This is a genomic window from Fannyhessea vaginae DSM 15829, assembly GCF_000159235.2.
Lineage (GTDB): Bacteria > Actinomycetota > Coriobacteriia > Coriobacteriales > Atopobiaceae > Fannyhessea > Fannyhessea vaginae.
The window spans coordinates 91,644-111,778 of record NZ_ACGK02000002.1; the positions used below are offsets into that span (position 1 = coordinate 91,644).

General features: G+C 42.9%; 16 protein-coding genes. 13 read left to right on the top strand and 3 right to left on the bottom strand.

Annotation, left to right across the window (positions count from 1 at the left end):
- Positions 1-75: 75 nt before the first annotated feature.
- The 10 genes from HMPREF0091_RS04570 to HMPREF0091_RS04615 all read left to right on the top strand — a co-directional run bounded on the left by HMPREF0091_RS04570 (position 76) and on the right by HMPREF0091_RS04615 (position 11,607).
- Positions 76-876, top strand: a complete 801-nt coding sequence (locus HMPREF0091_RS04570) for a PTS mannose/fructose/sorbose/N-acetylgalactosamine transporter subunit IIC (RefSeq protein WP_035434620.1) — start codon at positions 76-78, stop codon at positions 874-876.
- Positions 866-1,933 (top strand): PTS system mannose/fructose/sorbose family transporter subunit IID, encoded by a 1,068-nt coding sequence (locus HMPREF0091_RS04575; protein WP_006303120.1) that lies wholly within the window; start codon positions 866-868, stop codon positions 1,931-1,933. Before HMPREF0091_RS04570 ends, HMPREF0091_RS04575 begins: the two co-directional genes overlap by 11 nt.
- Positions 1,934-2,003: 70 nt before the next feature.
- The gene (locus tag HMPREF0091_RS04580) at positions 2,004-2,735 is read left to right on the top strand and encodes a GntR family transcriptional regulator (RefSeq protein WP_006303121.1); all 732 of its coding nucleotides are present in this window, start codon (positions 2,004-2,006) and stop codon (positions 2,733-2,735) included.
- Positions 2,736-2,782: 47 nt separating this feature from the next.
- Positions 2,783-3,952: an SIS domain-containing protein gene (agaS, locus tag HMPREF0091_RS04585; RefSeq protein ID WP_010240782.1), complete on the top strand. Its 1,170-nt coding sequence runs from the start codon at positions 2,783-2,785 to the stop codon at positions 3,950-3,952.
- A gap of 108 nt (positions 3,953-4,060) precedes the next feature.
- The gene (nagA, locus tag HMPREF0091_RS04590; RefSeq protein ID WP_006303123.1) at positions 4,061-5,242 is read left to right on the top strand and encodes an N-acetylglucosamine-6-phosphate deacetylase; all 1,182 of its coding nucleotides are present in this window, start codon (positions 4,061-4,063) and stop codon (positions 5,240-5,242) included.
- Positions 5,243-5,265: 23 nt separating this feature from the next.
- Positions 5,266-6,078 carry an HAD hydrolase family protein gene (locus HMPREF0091_RS04595; protein WP_006303124.1) on the top strand — a complete coding sequence of 271 codons (813 nt, stop codon included), beginning with the start codon at positions 5,266-5,268 and terminating at the stop codon, positions 6,076-6,078.
- Positions 6,079-6,458: 380 nt separating this feature from the next.
- Positions 6,459-7,526 carry a phenylalanine--tRNA ligase subunit alpha gene (gene pheS, locus HMPREF0091_RS04600; RefSeq protein ID WP_006303125.1) on the top strand — a complete coding sequence of 356 codons (1,068 nt, stop codon included), beginning with the start codon at positions 6,459-6,461 and terminating at the stop codon, positions 7,524-7,526.
- 40 nt (positions 7,527-7,566) lie between these two features.
- Complete coding sequence (gene pheT / locus HMPREF0091_RS04605; protein ID WP_006303126.1) at positions 7,567-10,077, top strand: phenylalanine--tRNA ligase subunit beta; 2,511 nt, start codon at positions 7,567-7,569, stop codon at positions 10,075-10,077.
- 85 nt (positions 10,078-10,162) lie between these two features.
- On the top strand, positions 10,163-10,849 hold the full coding sequence (locus tag HMPREF0091_RS04610; protein WP_006303127.1) for a YjbQ family protein: 687 nt from the start codon (positions 10,163-10,165) through the stop codon (positions 10,847-10,849).
- A gap of 14 nt (positions 10,850-10,863) precedes the next feature.
- The gene (locus HMPREF0091_RS04615; protein ID WP_006303128.1) at positions 10,864-11,607 is read left to right on the top strand and encodes a GntR family transcriptional regulator; all 744 of its coding nucleotides are present in this window, start codon (positions 10,864-10,866) and stop codon (positions 11,605-11,607) included.
- Positions 11,608-11,766: 159 nt separating this feature from the next.
- Here the strand turns inward: HMPREF0091_RS04615 and pyk are convergent, their stop codons facing one another.
- Together pyk and HMPREF0091_RS04625 are read right to left on the bottom strand one after the other, a co-directional pair.
- Entirely contained in the window at positions 11,767-13,197 is a 1,431-nt protein-coding gene (gene pyk / locus HMPREF0091_RS04620) for a pyruvate kinase (RefSeq protein WP_006303129.1), read from the bottom strand.
- Positions 13,198-13,259: 62 nt separating this feature from the next.
- Positions 13,260-14,264, bottom strand: coding sequence for a 2-hydroxyacid dehydrogenase (locus HMPREF0091_RS04625; protein WP_035434623.1), 1,005 nt, complete (start codon positions 14,262-14,264; stop codon positions 13,260-13,262).
- Between the two features lie 589 nt (positions 14,265-14,853).
- Here HMPREF0091_RS04625 and arcC point away from each other — a divergent pair.
- The 3 genes from arcC to HMPREF0091_RS04645 all read left to right on the top strand — a co-directional run bounded on the left by arcC (position 14,854) and on the right by HMPREF0091_RS04645 (position 18,334).
- The gene (arcC, locus tag HMPREF0091_RS04635; RefSeq protein WP_006303132.1) at positions 14,854-15,792 is read left to right on the top strand and encodes a carbamate kinase; all 939 of its coding nucleotides are present in this window, start codon (positions 14,854-14,856) and stop codon (positions 15,790-15,792) included.
- A gap of 156 nt (positions 15,793-15,948) precedes the next feature.
- Complete coding sequence (locus tag HMPREF0091_RS04640) at positions 15,949-17,919, top strand: subtype A tannase (protein WP_006303133.1); 1,971 nt, start codon at positions 15,949-15,951, stop codon at positions 17,917-17,919.
- Between the two features lie 76 nt (positions 17,920-17,995).
- On the top strand, positions 17,996-18,334 hold the full coding sequence (locus HMPREF0091_RS04645; RefSeq protein ID WP_006303134.1) for an ACT domain-containing protein: 339 nt from the start codon (positions 17,996-17,998) through the stop codon (positions 18,332-18,334).
- Between the two features lie 94 nt (positions 18,335-18,428).
- Here HMPREF0091_RS04645 and HMPREF0091_RS04650 read toward each other — a convergent pair whose 3' ends face one another.
- The gene (locus tag HMPREF0091_RS04650; protein ID WP_006303135.1) at positions 18,429-19,808 is read right to left on the bottom strand and encodes a glycosyltransferase family 4 protein; all 1,380 of its coding nucleotides are present in this window, start codon (positions 19,806-19,808) and stop codon (positions 18,429-18,431) included.
- Between the last annotated feature and the right edge of the window lie 327 nt (positions 19,809-20,135).

Sequence of the window (20,135 nt, forward strand, 5' to 3'; positions counted from 1 at the left end):
TACGTGCATATATGTGGGGTATATGCACGATAAAAAGGGATATGTATGTCTTATACATTGAAAGGAGGAGCAAAGATGGAATATTCAATTATTCAGGTTATATTGGTCTTTTTGGTAACGTTTGTTGCCGCGATCGACCAATTTAGTTTCCTTGAGTCACTGTATCAGCCGCTGGTTACCGGTCTTGTTATTGGCCTTATCTTGGGTGATGTTCAAACTGGTCTGATTGTTGGCGGTACGTATCAGTTAATGACAATCGGAAACATGCCAATCGGAGGTGCACAACCACCTAATGCTGTAGTAGGTGGTATTATGGCGGCAGTTATTGCCATTTCGTTGCATCTCGATCCAAATATCGCAGTTGCAACTGCAATTCCATTCTCTCTGCTCGGCCAATACGGCGTTACGTTGATCTTTACGCTTATGTCCCCACTCATGAGTAAAGCAGATCAATATGCTCACGATGCCAATCCACAAGGTATTGTTAATCTTAACTACCTTTCAATGGGTCTTTTAGGACTCGTATTCGGTATTGTTGTTACCCTGTTCTTTGTTGGTGGTGCAACGGTTGGTCAGTCTGTTGTTGATTCAATTCCACAATGGTTAAGCAATGGTTTGAGCGCCGCTGGCGGTATGATGCGCTTTGTTGGTTTTGCAATCCTTCTTAAGTTCATGATGACCAAAGATATGTGGGGATTCTACTTCCTTGGCTTTGGTCTTGCACTTATCGTTACCAACATTGCTGTTCTTGCAACACCCGCTCTGCTTATTCTGGCTCTTATTGGCTTTGGTATTGCATATTGGGATTATCAACAAAATACCGAGCTCAAAGGTAGTGTTGTTGTAAATGCGGGAGGTGAAGAAGATGGCATCTAATGAGCAAACAAGCTATAAAAATTTGAACGAGGGCGCACAGCTTGATCAAGCTACCCTTAACAAAATGGCATGGCGTTCATGCTTCTTGCAGGCGTCGTTTAACTACGAGCGTATGCAGGCTGCAGGTTGGCTTTACTCTATCTTGCCCGGTTTGGAAAAGATTCACACCGATAAAGATGACCTTGCTACTTCTATGACCCACAACATGGAATTTTTCAACATTCATCCATTTTTGGTAACGTTTGCAATGGGTGTGATCCTTTCCATGGAGCAAAAGAAGGTCGATATTCCTACCATCCGCGCGGTCCGTGTATCACTTATGGGACCTCTTGGTGGTATTGGCGATGCCTTGTTCTGGATGACGCTTGTTCCTATTACAGCAGGTATTTGCTCTAATATGGCAATTAGCGGTAGTATCTTTGGACCTATTTTATTCCTGCTCATCTTCAACATTGTTCAATTTGCGCTTCGTTTTGGTCTTATGAACTGGTCGTATAAGATGGGAACGCAGGCCATCGATGCTATGATGGCTAACATGAAGGCATTTACCCGTGCAGCTTCTATTTTGGGTGTATTTGTTGTTGGTTGCTTAACGGTTGCTATGGGCGGAACGCAAATTAAGCTTTCGGTACCTAATGGTTCAACTCAGTCATACGTTGCGCATGTTGCCGTTGTTAAAACCGACGAAGTTAAAAGCTTTGACGTCATTAAAAAGACCGACGAAGGCGTTACGCTTTCGGGTACTAAAGATGCAGCTGGCAAGCCTCTTAAAACAGTTGACGACAAAGGCCAAACCGTTGTTGCTGGTGCTAAAGATCTTGGAAATGGCATGAGCGAAGTTACCTACATGGAAATGGTTCAAAAACCGGTCAATGTTGATATCGCTAAGGTACTTGATAGCATTTGTCCTAAGCTTGTTCCATTAGCTATTGTTATGCTTTTGTATTATTTATTTGCACGTCGTCGCTTTACTCCTATGAAGGGTATCATTCTCGTTTTGATTATTGGTATCCTAGGTGCAGGACCATTTGGTATGTGGCCAAGTATTTGGGGTTAATTTCGTGCTAAGCATTTCTAAGGCGTGCGGTGCCTTGCACACTGCACGCCTTTTTTAATAGGGGGCATGTATGACCGCTACAAGCAAAAAGCAGCCTTTGTATCAACAGCTTGTTGATACTTTGCGCGAACAAATTGATAACGATATGACACCTGGCGCTCTTTTGCCCTCCGAACGCGAACTTGCATCTAAATACGGCTTATCGCGTACAACGGTAAGGCTCGCGTTAGACGAACTTGAGGGGTACGGCATTGTGGTTCGCCGACATGGAAAGGGAACATTTGTTTCTGAGTTTTCGAGTCACGCAGCCAATCTTATTTCGGCATACAGTTTTACCGAACAAATGAAAGAGCTTGGTCGTATCCCTTCTACTAAAATTTTGAGTTTTGACATCATAAAGGCAACGCGCAATGTTGCCGAAAATATTCATATTCCCATAAACAGTGATGTGTATGTTATTAACCGTTTGCGGCTTGCAGACGGAGTTCCCATGATGGTGGGTGCAACGTATTTACCTGTTTCGCTTTTTCCAAATATCAACTTAAATTTATTGACCGATAAACCCTTGTACGATGTGCTTGAAGAGCATTTTAATCAGCATATTGTTGTTGCAAATGAAGAGTGTTTTGCAAGCACATCTCGGATGGATGAAGCAGCGTTTTTGAACATTGCCGAAGGTGTTCCCGTATTAAGAATTTGGCGCACCACCTATAATGACAAGCATCAAATTATTGAGTATACCAGAAGCGTTGCACGTGGTGACAGCTTTAAATACGTTGTATCTCACGTGCGAAATAAATAAGTAAGTAAAACCATATGAGCGTATGCTCAAGAAAGAAGGCGGATGGCATGTTTAAAAAATCATCTGAGGAATTAACACAACTAGGTGCGCATATTACAACTCATGAGATTTTTCAGCAAAGTGATTTATGGAAACAAACCTATGACGTGTATACGCAGCACAAACAGGAGATAGCCACATTTTTGAACGGTGTCGTTGCGGGCAAAGGAAACCACGAGGCTGTTCGCGTTATGTTTGCAGGTGCTGGGACTTCGGCTTATGTGGGAGATACGCTTGTACCGTATTTACGTCGCTCGGCGCAAACGTCTCCCTATGAGTTTTGCGCACGCGCTACAACCGATATTGTGTCTGCCCCTTATGATTTTATTCGCCCCGATGAACCTACGTTGTTTGTTTCGTTTGCTCGTTCGGGCAATAGTCCCGAGAGCTTGGCAGCTATCGAGCGTGTAGAACAGATTGCAACCAATGTTCATTTTCTTAATATAACCTGTGCTCCCGAGGGCAAACTTGCAGTGCAAAGTGCAAACAATACACGTGCATATACCGTGTTGCTTCCGTTTGCAAATGATCAAGGCTTTGCGATGACAGGTAGCTTTACCTGCATGTTATTGCTTGCTGCACTTATTTTTGATCCATTAGAAGATGCTCGCAAACAAGAGCTTGTTGAGCAAATTGCTCAACTTGGTAAAAATATTACCGATCGCGAGGAAGAAATCTGTAAATTCTTACAAGACGACTTTACGCGTATCACCTATTTGGGTTCAGGAGCCTTAGGAGCTCTTACACGCGAAGCGCAACTTAAAATTCTTGAGCTTACTGCTGGAAAAATTGCAACTTCGTTTGATACCTCAATGGGTTATCGTCATGGACCAAAGTCTTTTGTTGATGCACACACGCTGGTATTTGATTTTGTTTCAAACGATTCTTATACGCGTCAATATGACCTTGATATTCTTAACGAAATTGCAGGCGACGATATTGCACTTCACACGGTTGCCATTCAGCAGCTTCAAACCAGCAATTTTGAGGGCGAATCGTTTAACCTCAGCGCGCAGGAAGCACTGCCCGAACTTTATCTTGCTTTGCCGTATATTTTGGTTGCTCAGACAATTGCGCTTAATACATCTGTTAAAGTTAACAATACCCCCGATACACCTTCTCCATCTGGTACGGTTAATCGTGTGGTCAAAGGTGTAACTATTCACCCTCTGTCATAGCACGCGCGTAAATATTAACTAACGCTTTGCTACAGTTTGTATACGTGGTGAGATGTGTGTAAGCATATGCGTATGGAGTTTTGAATCAAATAGAAGAGGTAAACAGCAATGTATGCGGTACAAGTTGGAAAAATTGTTCTTCCCGGACGCGTTGAAACTCACGGGTATCTTCTGATCGACAAGGGTGAATTTATAGGCTTTACCCATGAGAAGCCTTCAGAAGATATAAACGTTGTGGACAGATCAACGTATTGGGTAGCACCTGGATATGTAGATACGCACATTCATGGTTTTGTGGGGCACGACGTTATGGACGCTAACGCCAAAGGTTTAGACGAGGCGTCTCGTGCCTTGGTAAAATTTGGTACTACTACTTGGGTACCAACTACGCTTACACAAACGGTTGAGCAAATTGGTCGTGCGTGTGAAAGTGTATATGAGGCACGCTCAAATCGTTCAGACGATTTTGTGGGCGCTCGCATCGAAGGAATCTTTTTGGAAGGGCCGTTCTTTACCGAAAAACATAAAGGTGCGCAAAATCCTGCGCATATGATTGACCCCAACATCGAAATTCTTGAAGGGTGGCAAAAGCGCGCGCATGGTTTGATTTGCAGAACTGGTCTTGCGCCCGAGCGAAGTGGTGCCGCGCGTTATTGCGCACAGGCACGTGATTTAGGTGTTGTTTGCGCACTTGGGCATTCAGACGCAACAAGTGCAGAAGGTTTTGCGTGTATAGAAGCTGGCGCTACAACATTCATACATGTGTATAACGGTATGAGTGGCCTTCATCATAGAAATCCAGGCTTAGTTGCGTGCGCCATGGCGTCGAGCAACACCTATGGTGAGCTTATTTGTGATGGTATGCATATTGTACCTGACGCATTAACTGCATTTGTTAAAGCAAAAGGTTGGGAGCATACGCCCCTTGTTACTGATTGCTTGCGTTGTGGTGGTATGCCCGAGGGCAACTATATGTTAGGAGATTTTCCTATTCGTATGCAGGATGATCTTGCTCGTCTTGTTATGCCAGACGGCTCCTTAGGAAGCATTGCGGGCTCGGTACTTACCCTTAATCAAGCAGTTAAAAATGTTGTTGACTGGAATATAGTAACCGCTGAGCAGGCAATACGTATGGCAACAGAAGTTGCAGCTCAGGCGTCGGGTATTGATGATGTGTGTGGACAAATTTTACCAGGCCGCCATGCAGACTTTAATATCCTTGACAACAACCTCAATGTTGTGGAAACATATTTATCAGGTGCTTGTGTACAAACATCGTCACAGTTGTAATATGCAAAGTTTTGGATGAGTATATGATTAAATTAATTCTTTCGGATATTGATGGCACGCTTTTGCCTTTTGGCGAACATGTTGTGAGCGAGCGTACTAGACGTGCTATCGCGTTGGCAAACGAAGCAGGGATTGTATGCGGTCCGTGTACAGGTCGTGTATATGGACAACTACCCCCTTTATTTGCCAATGAGAGTGCTTGTACAGAAAGTGCAGTTGCTACTAATGGGTCGCAGGTTTTTTTGCGTGGCAAAAAAATCGAAGAAATTATTATTCCCTATGAGCTTCTTTGTGCGCTTAAAAGCGAAGTTGAGCGTATTCCGCGTTGCGGTATGTTGGTGTTTAAGGATACAACTCCTTATTTAGTTGCAGGAAAACGTGAGGATTTAGGTCTTCATTTTCCTTCATATGCAGATATATGTATTCCAGTGTCTCAGATGCCAACGCATCCTGTGGTAAAAACAAATGTGTTCATGGCCGAGCCCGAGCAAGGTACGCGCGCTGTTATAGATCATCTTAATCGCTGCGTAGATGGTCTTGATTTTGACTATCCGCGTGTTGGCTTTTCTAATGTTATGCTGAGCGGTCATAATAAAGCTACAGGTATTGACACTATGGTCAAGGCGCTTGGTATTAGCTACGACGAAGTAGTTGTTTTTGGTGACGCAGGTAACGACCTCACCATGTTTTCAAAAGTACCTGCTTCTGTTGCCGTTGCAGGTGCAACTCCAGAAGCTGCAGCTGCTGCGCGTTATCACATCGGTGCGTGCGAAGACGATAGTGTTGCATGTGCAATTGAGATGCTTGCACAAAATATTTGGCCCTTTTCTTCCTAAGCTGTGCTATGATTCATACATATGCAATGACGGAGAGGGTATGCCTTTGCCATTGGTCGGTGTAGTTAAGAGATAAAATCCTTGGCTGAAAGATTTTACGTCATCGAGGTATACGTTCACTCTATCAGCAGCTATCTGAAAGCTTTTGAGTTTTGTATAACGCAAATGTATAAAGCAAGTAGGTGCGCCGTTTTCTCACGAGACGAGATTTTAAGTGGGCAAAACAAAAGCTATACGTTTTGTCAAACAAGGTGGTACCGCGGAATATTATCCGTCCTTGTGTGTGATACACGAGGACGGTTTTTTTATATAGAAGTTCGTTTTATACACAAAGTTGTATGGATTTCTAACTATGTGTACAGTTTGAAAGGGGAGCTTATATGTCAATGGCAGAAAGCCTTGAAGCTATTCAACACGAAGTAGAACAAGGTCTTGCACAAGCGTCTTCTCCAGAAGAGATCGAAGCTATTCGCGTACAAGTTTTGGGTAAAAAAGGCTCGCTTACGGCAGTTATGCACATGATGGGTAGTGTAAGTAAAGAAGAACGTCCTCATATGGGAAAGCTTGCAAACGATGTGCGCGAACAGGTAACAAGCCTTATTGCCAAACGTAAAAGTGAGCTTATGGACGCGTGCATGCTCAAACAGTTTGAAGCCCAAAAAGTAGACATAACGCTTCCGGGGCGTGCATATCCAAAAGGCACGCAACATTTGATCTCATCTATTCGCGAAGAAATTGAGGATATTTTTACGGGTCTTGGATATACGGTAGAAGATGGCCCTTATGTTGAAACCACGTATTATAACTTTACTGCACTTAACGCTCCTGAAGATCATCCCTCACGTAGTGCAAAAGATACCTTCTATTTGGTAGATCGTGCACCCGAAGGAAAAGAACATCATGTTTTGGGTGAGTCCGATGTTTTACTGAGAACTCAAACATCAGGAGTGCAGGTACACGTAATGGAACATACCAAGCCTCCTATTTATATGATTTGCCCAGGTACCGTATTTCGTCCCGATACAGCAGACGCCAATCATCTTCCACAATTTACGCAGGTAGAAGGTCTTGTTGTTGATAAGGGAATTACGTTTGGCGACTTAAAAGGTACGCTTGATTATTTTTGCAAAGAGATTTTTGGAAAAGACAGAAAAACGCGGTATCGTCCACACTTTTTCCCATTTACCGAGCCAAGCTGCGAAGTTGATGTATCTTGTGGTGTTTGCAAAGGTAGTGGGTGCCGTTTTTGTAAATATACGGGTTGGTTAGAGATTTTGGGTTGCGGTCTTGTAGACCCCAACGTCTTTGGATATGTAGGAATTGATCCCGAGGTATATTCTGGTTTTGCCTTTGGTATTGGTGTTGAGCGCGTTGCTGCATTGCGCTACGATTTGCCAGACTTACGCATGCTTATGGCAGGCGATATGCGCTTCTTGCGCCAATTTTAGCATCATCTAATACAACTGCTGTTACGTTGAAAGGTTTATAATGCGTATCTCGTATGAATGGTTAAAAACTTTAGTAGATATACCCGATGATCCAAATGATTTAGTACGTGAATTTATTCGTACCGGAACCGAAGTTGAGGCGGTGGATACAACAGGCGCCGATATTACCCATGTAGTAACATCGCAAGTTCTTTCCAAAACGCCCCATCCCGATTCCGATCATATGTTTGTATGCAAAATGGACGTTGGCACATATCATACAGATGATAAAGGTAATCCCATACCGCTTCAGGTTGTTTGTGGCGCTCAAAATTTTAACGAAGGCGATAAAACCGTAACCGCGCTGGTAGGAGCTACGCTTCCTGGTGATATTCACATTAAAAAAGGTAAATTGCGCGGCGTTGAATCCTGTGGTATGAACTGTTCAGCGCGTGAATTGGGCTTGAGTTCAGATCACACCGGCATTATGATTTTAGACCCCACAGCTCCTGTAGGAGTAGATTTTTGCACGTGGAAAAACTTGCGCGATACCGTTATCGACTGCGAGATTACGCCTAATCGTCCCGATTGTTTAAGTATGCTCGGCATTGCGCACGAAGTAAGCGCTATGTATAACGAGCCGTGTCATATCTCACTTGAAGGTGTTAAACACGAATCCGCGCCCTCTACTCAAGATCTTGTTGATGTGCGTATCCAAGACGATACATTATGTCCTCGTTATACGGCGCGCGTGTTGCATAACGTGGTAATTAAAGAGAGCCCCGAGTGGCTTCGCAAGCGTTTAATAGCTGCAGGTACCAGACCCATTAATAACGTGGTAGATATTACAAATTACGTTATGTATCTTACCGGCCAACCACTGCACGCGTTTGATCTCGCTAAGCTGTCGGCTGACGAGAATGGCAAACGCCATATCGTAGTACGTGCTGCACATGCAGGTGAAACCTTGGTTACGCTTGACGACCAAGAGCGTACACTTACCGATGACATGATCGTTATTAGCGATAACGGTCAAACACCTCTTGCGCTTGCAGGTGTTATGGGCGGTAAAAATTCTGAAATTGATGAATCAACACAAGATGTTTTGCTTGAAAGTGCGGCATTTTCTGCAGGTCATATTTCACGTACCAGCAGAAACCTCGACCTTATGAGTGAAGCCTCTATACGCTATGAGCGTCAGATTGATGTTAATGGCTGCGCGCGTGCCTCTGAAATTGCTGCTGCATTATTTGAAGCATATGCATCGGCTGAAGTTTCCAAAGGTTTGCTTGATGTGTATCCACATGTTGTAGAGCCTGTATGCATAAAATTGCGCTCTAAGCGTGTGTGCGAGCTTGCTGGAGAAACTATTCAACCAAACTTTATGAAAGAGCGTCTTGAGCGTCTTGGGTGTACGGTAAAGCCTTGTAACTCGTCTGATACCCAAAACGCTGATGCGTGCACACAGCCTTCGGATAATGCGTGCGAATATCTTGTGTATGCACCAACTAATCGTCCCGATTTAACGCGCGAAATCGATCTAGTAGAAGAAATTGTTCGTCTGTGGGGCGAAGGTGATATTACACCAACGCTTCCTGCAGCACGCAATCATGCAGGTGGTTTAAGCGAGGAGCAGCGATATCTGCGTTGTATAGGCGCTACGTTGCGTGCAAGTGGACTAAGCGAGACAACTACGTATAATTTTGCCGATCCAGCCGATTTGGAGCGTTTAGGCATGTCTGAGGAGGGTAGAGGCGTTCCCATTCAAATTATCCGTCCTTTAGTTGCCGATCAAAGCGAAATGCGCCGCGATATTATCCCTGGACTCTTACGCAGTGTTGCTTACAATCTTGATCATGGTGTTAAAAATGTACATTTGTACGAAATTGGCCGTGTGTTCTTTGGCCATGAGCACAAAAGTCAGCCTACCGAGAGTGTCTATGTAGCAGGCGTTATGTGTGGCTCATGGGCAGATGATGCGTGGTGTGCCAGCTATCCTGCATTTGATTTCTTTGATGTTAAAGGTGTTGTTGAGCAGCTTTGCGAACGCTTGCGTCTTACCAAAGTTCGTTATAAAGTTGCCGATCCGCAAGCATTTGGTTGGCTTCAGCCTGGTTGTGCAGCCGAGCTCATATGCTCAGGCGAGCACATTGGCTGGCTTGGCGTGTTACATCCAAAGAGTTGCAAAAACTTTGGTGTTTCTGAGCCCGTTATGGCATTTGAATTATCGTGCGCTGCTCTTCTTCGCCATGCACATCACGAACTGCCTTACCAAGATGTTCCTACGCTTCCGGGTGTATCTATTGACCTTGCCCTTGTGGTAGACGAAGATTTGGATGCCGAAAGCATTATGCAGCGTTTGAGTTCTGCTGGTGGAAAACTCTTAACTGATGTTCGTCTTTTTGACGTGTATCGTGATGAGGTGCGTGTTGGCGCCCATAAAAAGTCAATGACCTTCTCGCTGACGTATCGCTGTGATGATCATACGCTTACCTCAGAAGAAGTTAACAAAGCTCATACAAAATTGATTGCCAAGATAACAAGAAGTTGTAAAGCGGAGATAAGAAGCTAAACTGTATACGGTATACTATTTCTCGTGTGCGACAAATTAAAGCGCACACGAGATTTATGCGATCTAAAACTCTAAGAAGGTCTTTATGCCAAGCTGGAACGTTCATATAGCGCATGCCCTGCGCGTGTTGAACAAACATCCTAAACAGGATCTGGGTATTCATAACGAGCAGGCGTTTGTCTTTGGTTGCTTGTTGCCCGATTTATACGTTGGCTACATGGTTAAGCCACTTACCAAAAAGATTGCGTATATGAAAACGCATTTTGCTGATCCAAGTCAGGTGCCGCTTCCCGATTATGATCGTTTTGAAACGGAGTTTGTGCCTCATGACAAGGCTTTATATACCCATGAACACCCACAAGACGTGCTTTTAGGTGCGTGGTGCCACCTTATGGCAGATCATACCTACAACGCTGCAACACGCGTATTTTTAGCCGAACATCATATTCCGCGAGGTGAGCGTGCCCGTATTGGCAAACAAGGTGATCTTGACTTATTTGGTAAAACAATGGATATTGATATTCATATAGAGCTTGCGCAGGCGCTTATACAGCAATGCCGTGCATTTAAGCAGTATGAAATAGACATAGATGATGTGAGGCGTGCTTGTGAAGTAGTTGATGAGATCGTTGCTTCCAATAAGCGCGAGCATATCTATGGACATCCGCACTACGTAATGTTGAATCAAGAATTTTTTGATACAACATTTGAGCGTGTGGATCATTTAATGGAACAAAAATTACTGGAGTATGCCCACAAGCGCTATTCGTAAAGAAAGGTCTTTTCATGCCAAAGTTTGAAAAATCTACAGGTGATTTATTTTATGCGCAGGTTTCAGACTATGTGCGTGAAAAGATTTATTCCAAAGAATGGGGTGTAGACGAGCCCATCCCTTCTGAACACGAATTGATGGCCATGCTCGATTTATCGCGTGGAACCGTGCAAAAAGGTATTAGACAGCTGGTAGACGAGGGTTTATTAGTTCAGCAACGCGGACGTGGCACTTTTGTTGTACAGCCGGTTATGGCAAGTCCTACCTCTAATAAGTTGTTGTCGTTTGGCGAATCTATGACCGATTTAGGCGTTGATTATACAACCTGTGTTGTTACGCGCGAAGTGCGCCCAGCCGATGTTGTGTGTGCCGAGAATTTACAAATTGATGTAGGAGATCCTTATTTGTTTTTATGCCGTGTCCGTTATGTACGGGCGCGCCCTGTTATGTTTTTAGAAAGTCATGTTAATATTAGCGTGTGTCCTGGTCTTGAAAACGAGGATTTTACCGAGCATACCTTATTTTATCAGGTGGAAAAAACCAGTGGCCGAAAAATTGGCCGTTCTGAGCTTGTGTACAATGCGCGCGTTGTAGGAAAAAAACGCGGCGCCTATTTGGATTCTGATGAACATGCGCCTGCACTTGAAATAGACCAGCTTGTACGCCTTGATAATGGCGTACCCTTTGAGTGGGGAAGCGTGTGGCTTCCTGCTAACAGGTGTGTTATTTCAAACGAAACGCAGCGCACCAACAGGTAACATAACAAAGCTTTGTATGGTCTGCGCTCGGCTGCCAATCTCGGTACTTTTATAATCGCGGAAGAGCTTATACTACATAACCACTAGGTGTCTACAAAAATAACCCCCTCTACATCAGCAGATATAGAGGGGGTTTCTTAACATGTAAGACGTTGGTGCTTATTGAATTTGAGCAACCATAGTCATGTTAGTTGAGGTGATGTAGTCGCCTTGAGAAGGTGAAGTTTGTGGGTCACCAGCGGTGATAACAACCAGATCACCTTTGTTTACGCAACCGTGATCTTTTGCCTCGCGCAAAGCGTTATAGCAAGTAGCAGAAAGTGAGCCTTGCTCAGGTGTCTTATAAGAAGTAACACCCCAGTAGAAGCAGGTCTTTCTGATTGCGTGGTTTGAAGGAGACATTGCAATAATAGGCAAATTAGGACGGAAGTTTGAGATCAGACGTGCGGTACGACCCGAGTGAGTTGGGCAAATAATGCAATGTGCATGAACACGATTGGCACACTCAACAGCTGCCAAACCAATTGCTGCGTTAACTTCGTCACCTGAATCGTGATAAATACCACGCTCTGCTAAGTACTTCTCGGTTTCTTTGCAAACAGTTGCCATCATCTTTACAGCCTCAACAGGATATTTACCTGCTGCAGACTCGCCTGAGAGCATAACACAGTCGGTACCATCGTAAATTGCGTTGGCAACGTCTGTTACTTCTGCACGTGTTGGGCGAGGATTTCTGATCATAGAATCAAGCATTTGAGTTGCGGTAATAACAGGCTTATATACCGAAGCGCATTTGCTAATAATGCTCTTTTGAATGTGAGGAACCTTTGCAGGTGGAATTTCTACACCCAAGTCACCACGAGCAACCATAATACCATCGGAGTGCTCAAGAATCTCGTCAAAGTTCTTTACACCAAGTGCGCATTCAATCTTGGGGAAGATATCAATGTGACGTTGACCTTGGCTAAAGCAGAGTTGGCGGATTTCGTCTACAGCAGCACCGTTGCGGATGAATGAAGCGGCGATAGCGTCTATTCCAAGCTCGCAACCAAAGAGGATGTCTTTTTTATCTTGCTCGGTAACAGAAGGAAGACCAACTTCAACGTTAGGTACGTTTACACCCTTGCGCTCACCAAGCTCACCACCGTTGTCAATGTTGCAGTACATATCGGTACCTTCAACATGGTCAACAGTTAACTCAATTAAGCCGTCATCAATAAGAATGATGGAGCCTTTTTCTACTTCTTGAGGAAGACGCTTGTAGTCAAGTGAGAAACGATCCTTGTTTCCAATAACACCGTCATCAGTGGTAACGATGGTTTTTTCACCTGTTGTTAAAACAACTTTTTCGTGGTTTTCAAGTTCACCCGTACGGATTTCTGGGCCTTTGGTGTCAAGCATAATAGCTACAGGAATACCGAGTTCTTGAGAAATACGGCGTACACGCTCGATATTTGTGCGGTGATACTCATGAGATCCGTGGCTAAAGTTAAAACGAGCAACATTCATGCCGCTTTTAATAATTTCGCGTAAGACGTTATCATCTTCAGTTGCAGGACCCATGGTGCAGATGATTTTTGTTCTTTTCATCTATATCCTTTCACATGTATTGTTTCTATCCGCTAGCATTATAGTTGTTGTAGCAAAAAAATCTAGCATACAACGCTACGTTCTATAAACTCTTTACCTTCTGCATAACGTTCAGCATTTTCAAGGGTAACGCGCGCAATTTGGCTAAGCGCTTCGTGTGTAAAGTATGCCTGGTGAGACGACATAACAACATTGGGGAATGCACACAGTTGGGTGGTAACAGATTCAAAGACTTCACTGGTACGATCTTGATAGACATTTGGACCTTCTTCTTCATAAACGTCCAAACCTGCTGCACCAATTTTTCCAGAAATGATACCACGAATTAAAGCTTGTGTATCAACTAAACCACCGCGACCAGTGTTTACAAAGATAACACCAGGTTTCATCTTGGCAATTGCTTTGTCGTTAATCATGCGGTAGCTTTCTTCATTTAAGAAGGCATGCAGGCTGATAAGATTAGATTCTGCATAGAGCTCGTCTAGAGAAACAAATCTATCAACACAGTGCTCTTCGTCTACCAATTTTTGATTAGGATACAAATCGTAACCCAAAACGGTCATACCAAAACCTTTACAAATGCGGCATAGTGCAGCACCAATACGACCACAGTCTACGATACCAGCAGTTTTTCCGTGTAAGGTATCACCAACCAGGCCAGTAAGCGAGAAGTTATTTTCACGAATACGATTGTAACCTTTGCAAATGTGACGATTAGCTGCCAATGCCAAAGCCATTGCGTGTTCAGCGATTGCCTCGGGTGAATATGCAGGAACGCGGGTAACTTTCATACCAATTTCTTGAGCTGTTTTAACGTTTACCGCGTCAAATCCTGCGCATCTCATAAGAACAAGCTCAATACCCAAGCCTTTGAGTACTTCCAAAGTCATTGCTGATACGTTAGAGTTTACAAATGCACATACGGCGTCATAACCTTTTGCCAATGCTGCAGTTGTTGGAGTGAGTTCTACATCGGTATATTCAAGTGTTACATGAGGAAAATCAGGCAACTCTTTGTTGAATGAATCCTTATCGTAGCTCATGGTTCCAAAAACAAGTACTTTCATGGCAACTCCTTTTACTAAAGGCTGTATTAAGATTATGTGCACCTGTACTACGTGTGCACAAAATATTTAGGCACCTTTAGTTTAACGCACTTTTAACATAGAGGGTATGAGTAAAGTAGAAGTACATATCACATTTTTAAATTCGTTCATGTTAAATTTGGTTAACGGATAAAAGTAAGTGGTAAATGGTATAAATATGCAGAAATCATAGGAAATTTCATCCGAGTGATTTATGGAGTTGTTGTTATGGTTTTGTTGTATGTGCTGTTATGACGCTTATTATCTCATTTTATTTTTTCTATACAAAAGAATGACTATTACGAGCGATTTTCACTTAAATTGCGCGTAGTATATGTATTAAATGATAAAAAAATACAATAAATTGTATGCAATAAAAAAATACAGACAGCTTTGATTACTAGAATACAAAAGCATAAGACCATTTACCGATAATTTTTGCATCTCAACAAATTTATACAATAACTTTTTTATTTTATGCGTAAGAAGTATGGTAGGCTTACACTGTGATATGGTATAAGGAACACGTGCGGCACGTTTTAGGTGCATGTTCGCTCTACAAGGAGAAACTATGGATACACAACAAACCATCGTTGTTGCTTTAGGAGGAAACGCTTTAGGTAAAACTCCTCAACAGCAGCTGGCTCTTATTCAAAATACGGCAAAATCGCTTGTTGATATGATCGAGGAGGGTTACCGCGTAGTCATAACACATGGCAATGGTCCTCAGGTCGGAGCTCTTAAAGTTTCTACCGATTATGCGTCTCAACATGGTGTAGGACCAGAAATTCCCTTTGCAGAGTGTGGCGCTATGTCGCAAGGCTACATTGGATATCATCTTCAGCAGGCAATGACCAACGAACTTGCTCGCAGAAATATACACAAGCCCGTAGTGTCGGTAGTTACGCAAACGCTGGTAGATGCTGCAGATCCTGCGTTTCAGCATCCTACTAAGCCGGTAGGTGCCTTTTACAGCGAAGCAGAAGCAAAAAAGCGCATGGAACACTCGGGCGACGTTTATGTTGAGGATTCGGGGCGTGGATGGCGATGGGTAGTTGCATCTCCTCTTCCAACCTATATTGTAGAAACTGATACTATTAAATCGCTGGTTGAAAGTGGGTGTGTAGTTATTGCAGCAGGCGGCGGCGGAATACCTGTTGTTAAAACCGAAGCAGGTTATAAAGGTGTTGCAGCAGTTATCGATAAAGATAATACCGCAGCTTTACTTGCTCACGATATTAAAGCCGATCGTTTAGTTATTTTAACTGCCGTCGAAAAAGTTGCCATTAACTTTAACAAGCCTAATCAGCAAGACCTAGATGTAATAAACGTGGAACAAGCAAAGCAATATAGCGATGAAGGCCAGTTTGCGCCAGGATCTATGCTTCCTAAAATTTCTGCGTGCGTAAACTTTGTACAACAAACACCTGCAGGTGAAGCCCTCATTACCTCGCTTGAATGCGCTAAACAAGGGCTTTTAGGCAAGACGGGAACACGCATTGTAGCTTAAGCTTTTTTGAGCACTTTATCGAGCAATTGAGTATGTAATTGACGTATGTGTATTGCACATACGTCTTTTTATATTTTCTTCTTGTGAATGTGGTGGGAACTTACCAACATTTTAGTCATAATATAAGAAGTTTTTTGATAGGTACTTGGAGGATGTATGAACATCACAAGAAAGTCTTTTTTATCACTTGCGTCTTGCGCTCTGCTTTTTGCAACAGGTTGTACGGGCCAAACCGAAGATCAGCCTCAGGACACTTCTTCCTCGGAATCGCCTGAGCCTGCGCTCAACTTGAGTGAATTTAAGGCATTGGAGCTCAAACGCGATGGGTGGAAATTTGATAAAGTGAACAACTGTTTTTATCAACTTGGTATTCCGTATTGCTTACATCCTGCGTCAAAAACATACGGATCGCTTTCTATTTATGTACCTGGTACGTATTTTCTTGCAAAACAAAAAGGTGATTCGTGGCAATGTACCACCCGAGATGACGCGCAGCTAGGTGGTTATACGCCTCAAACTGCTCCTATTGTTATGCCACTTAATTCTGCTTTTTTTACGCCACAAGCCTGTCCTAATGTCTATGAGTACGAAGGCATGCGTAGGTATTTACAAGCGGGCATGATTTATGTGTATGCTGGCTTTAGGGGCAGAAGTTCAGGATTTGAAAGCGATAAAAAAGAAATGTTCTCTGGGGGAGCGCCTTGGAGTGTGGTTGATCTTAAGAGTGCTATTCGATTTTTGCGCTACAATGCATCTGCTCTACCTGCTAATACCGATAACATTTTTACACTTTCTTATGGTGCAGGGGCAACTATAAGCTCTGTTTTAGGCTCTAGTGGCGATAGCGACCTCTATACGTCTTATCTCAAAAAAGTTGGCGCAGCCACACACGATAGTAAAGGAAATACTATTTCCGATAAAATTGCTGGTTGTGCGCTGTGGTGTCCTTTGCTTGATGCCGAGTTAGGGGACTGTGCCTATGAATGGATGATGGGGCAATTTGTAACGGATGAATCTCGCAAGGCGAATTCGTTCAAAAAGCAATTGTCTTCAGATCTTGCACAAGAGTATGCAGCTCGCTTGAATGAGCTTGGGCTGTGTGATAACCAAAATGAACGCCTTCTTCTTTCAAAATTAGATGACGGCAGTTACTGTGATGGATCATATTACAATTATGTGATGAAAACGCTTACTGACGCTGCAACCGATTTTATTACGCATACGCAATTCCCTTATGTTCAAACACCTTCACGGTTGATGGAGCCTGCGTTTCCGGGTAATTTGAACGAAAAATGCGTCAGTAGTACCACTAAAGAGCCAGAATCATCATCTTCTTCTGCTCAAGATGGGTCAAAACAAAAATTGTCGGGGGATCCAACATCGTCTGATAAAACTTCTACAGGAGTTTCAAAGGTACAGGGAACCTCGTACGAAACACCATCAAGTTATCTTGCATCACTTAACAGCGACACGCGCTGGATTACCTATTCTTCGTCAAAAGGAACGGTCACTATTAGTAATTTATGGGAATTTGTAAAGCATTGTAAAATTCCCAATAAAGCAGTATGTGCTTTTGACGCACTAGATAAGTCTACGCCAAGCAATCAGCTCTTTGGAGTTGATAACGAATCTACCTTGCACTTTGATGCGCATGTTGCACATTTACTTGCCGAGCACCAAGACGCATATAAAAAAGATTCTGCTTTTGATGCCAAGCTTGTAGATGCATATCGTCAAGATCTTGATAAGAAAGATTCTTTAGGTTCTTCGCAGCAGCTTCGTATCAATGCGCTCAATCCGCTTTATAACTTGTGTGGTTCAAGTGAGGGCTTTGGCAAAGCGCAGGTTGCACCATTTTGGCGCATCAATACAGGGCTTATGCAGCAGGCCTCGCCTTTAACTACCGAGCTTAATTTGGTTGCTGCTCTAAAACATTATGATGGTGTAAAAGACGTTCAATTTACACCCGTATGGGATAAGGGCTTTGAGCTTGCCGAAGTTAAAGGACATCCGCAAGATAACGCTATCCAATGGGTAAGTACCTGCATTAAGCAATTATCCGCTCTTCAAGAGCAAAAAGAGCAACAAGAGCAAGATGAGCAGAGTCAAGACGATAGTAGTGATTAAACTTTTGATTCTTAGCGTTTGACGCTAACACAACATTTTATGTATCGAAGCCATAATACACACAGGAAGGGTCATTATGGATCACAATTCATCTCATACGGTATCGGATGCACAAACAACGCTTGATCGTGCACAAAGTACGCATAATCGCGCGGTTGTAAGCGTTTTAGGAAAAAACCGCTGCGGTATCGTTGCAAAAGTTGCAACGATCCTTGCTAACAATAATGCAGATATTTTGGACATCTCGCAGACAATTATGTCTTCTATTTTTACGATGACTATGGTTGTAGATCTTTCAGAAGTTAGCGTTAGTTTTGCCGAGATTCAAGAGTCGCTTGATAAGCTTGGAGAAACATTGCACGTTCAGATTACCATGCAGCGTGAAGATGTATTTACCTATATGTATCGCCTGTAATGCCGTGTATTTGCGCGACGTCTGTGATTCTTTTAATGCATAAGGCATAAGTTTCTAATATGCATACTGCATGTTAATGTGTATATCCATGGTGTTACAAGCGTTTAAGATTGTGACTGTGGTGGTGTTGTTCAAACTTTTCTTCTTCAAGCTTAAATTCGGGATCTTTGGGCGAAACAAGTTCGTCTTTTCCAGTAGTAGGATTGGTATGGTGAAAAAGTACAGGCTCAAATAAATGCAATTTAAGCGTAAACACTAGCGAAAGTGCAAAAAGTACGATAAAAATGCAGATACGTGGCACTACCTCAACTTGCGTCATAAGATAGGTTCCACAGCACAAAAATGCTGTCCACGCATACATAATAAGAACTGCTTGTTTTTGATTGAATCCTTCAGAAATAAGACGATGATGAATGTGCCCTTGATCAGCTTGACTAATACTGATATGTGCACGTTTTCTTCTAATAATAGCCGAAAACGTATCGATAATAGGAATGCCCGAAATAATAAGTGGCACCATAATGGTAGTAAGACCTGCTACACGTGTTACCGATAAAAGCGAAATAACGCCTAAAGTAAAGCCAATTAACAAAGATCCTGAATCGCCTAAAAAGATTGAAGCGGGATTAAAATTATATTTTAGAAAACCTAGCGTTGATCCACACAGTGCAATTGCCAAAAACGCAGCATCAAGCCTATGTGCCATAATCGAGAGTACGAACATAGTTGCACTTACAATAAAGGCAAGTCCTGTTGCCAGACCATCAAGGCCATCGATGAGGTTAAAAATATTAACGTATGCAACTAAGTAAAGAATTGTCAAAGGATACGCAATCCAGCCCAAATAGAGCGCGGATGAGCTTAATGGATTAACAATCACGCCAATAACAAGTCCGCCGCATACCGCACATGCAGCCGAGATAATTTGACCAATGAGTTTTTGAAGTGGCGTTAAATGATAAATATCATCAAGAACACCAGTAATAAAAATGCAGATCATACCAAGCATAATAAGTGGGTAGTTAATGTATTGAAATACTTCACTGGGTAAAAATACGCTTGGCCAAAGATGAGCTAGAATACCTAAGTAATGAATAAGCAGCGTTAAGAAAATTCCCGTAAAAACGGCAACACCACCCATGCGGGGAATGGGCTTTTTATTCACGCGGCGTTTTCCGGGGTAGTCAATAGCTCCAAGTTTGTGGGCGATTATTTTGGCAAGTGGTGTAAGTGCCAAAACAGTTACGAATGCTATAAAAAATAAGCAAAGAGAACACATAAGCGTAAATGGAGATACTATTGATCCAAGTACAGGTAGGATGTTTAGAAATCCTAAAGAAGATGTAGATATAGGTAGATCCTTAAAACAAGATATACCAAGTGCTTGTAAATTAGGGTGATAACCTAAAGTAGAAAATGCGGGATCAAGGTGGGTAAAATTGCTCACGCTATAATCTATAAGATTTGTGAGCATAAAACTTTCTCCTTATCTTACCCTGCGTTCTTGCAGACACGAGGTAAATCAACGTTGTTGGCCAATAGTTACATATATCTTAAGTTTGAACGATAATGACTTTCTATTCAAGTCTATTTTATAGTGAAAAAATTCGCTATAGTAATAGTAGCGTCCTTTCGTAGTACAACTGGGTGAACCGACAAGCGTTTTGAGGGAGCTCATATTTCGTGTTCAGTACAGGCATCCTTCACAGTTGAGGAAGCTGGAACAAGCGATGAGAGCACCCACCTTATGGAAGGTGGGTTCATTTCGCACCTACGAAAGGGCGTGTTTTCGTGGCATGAC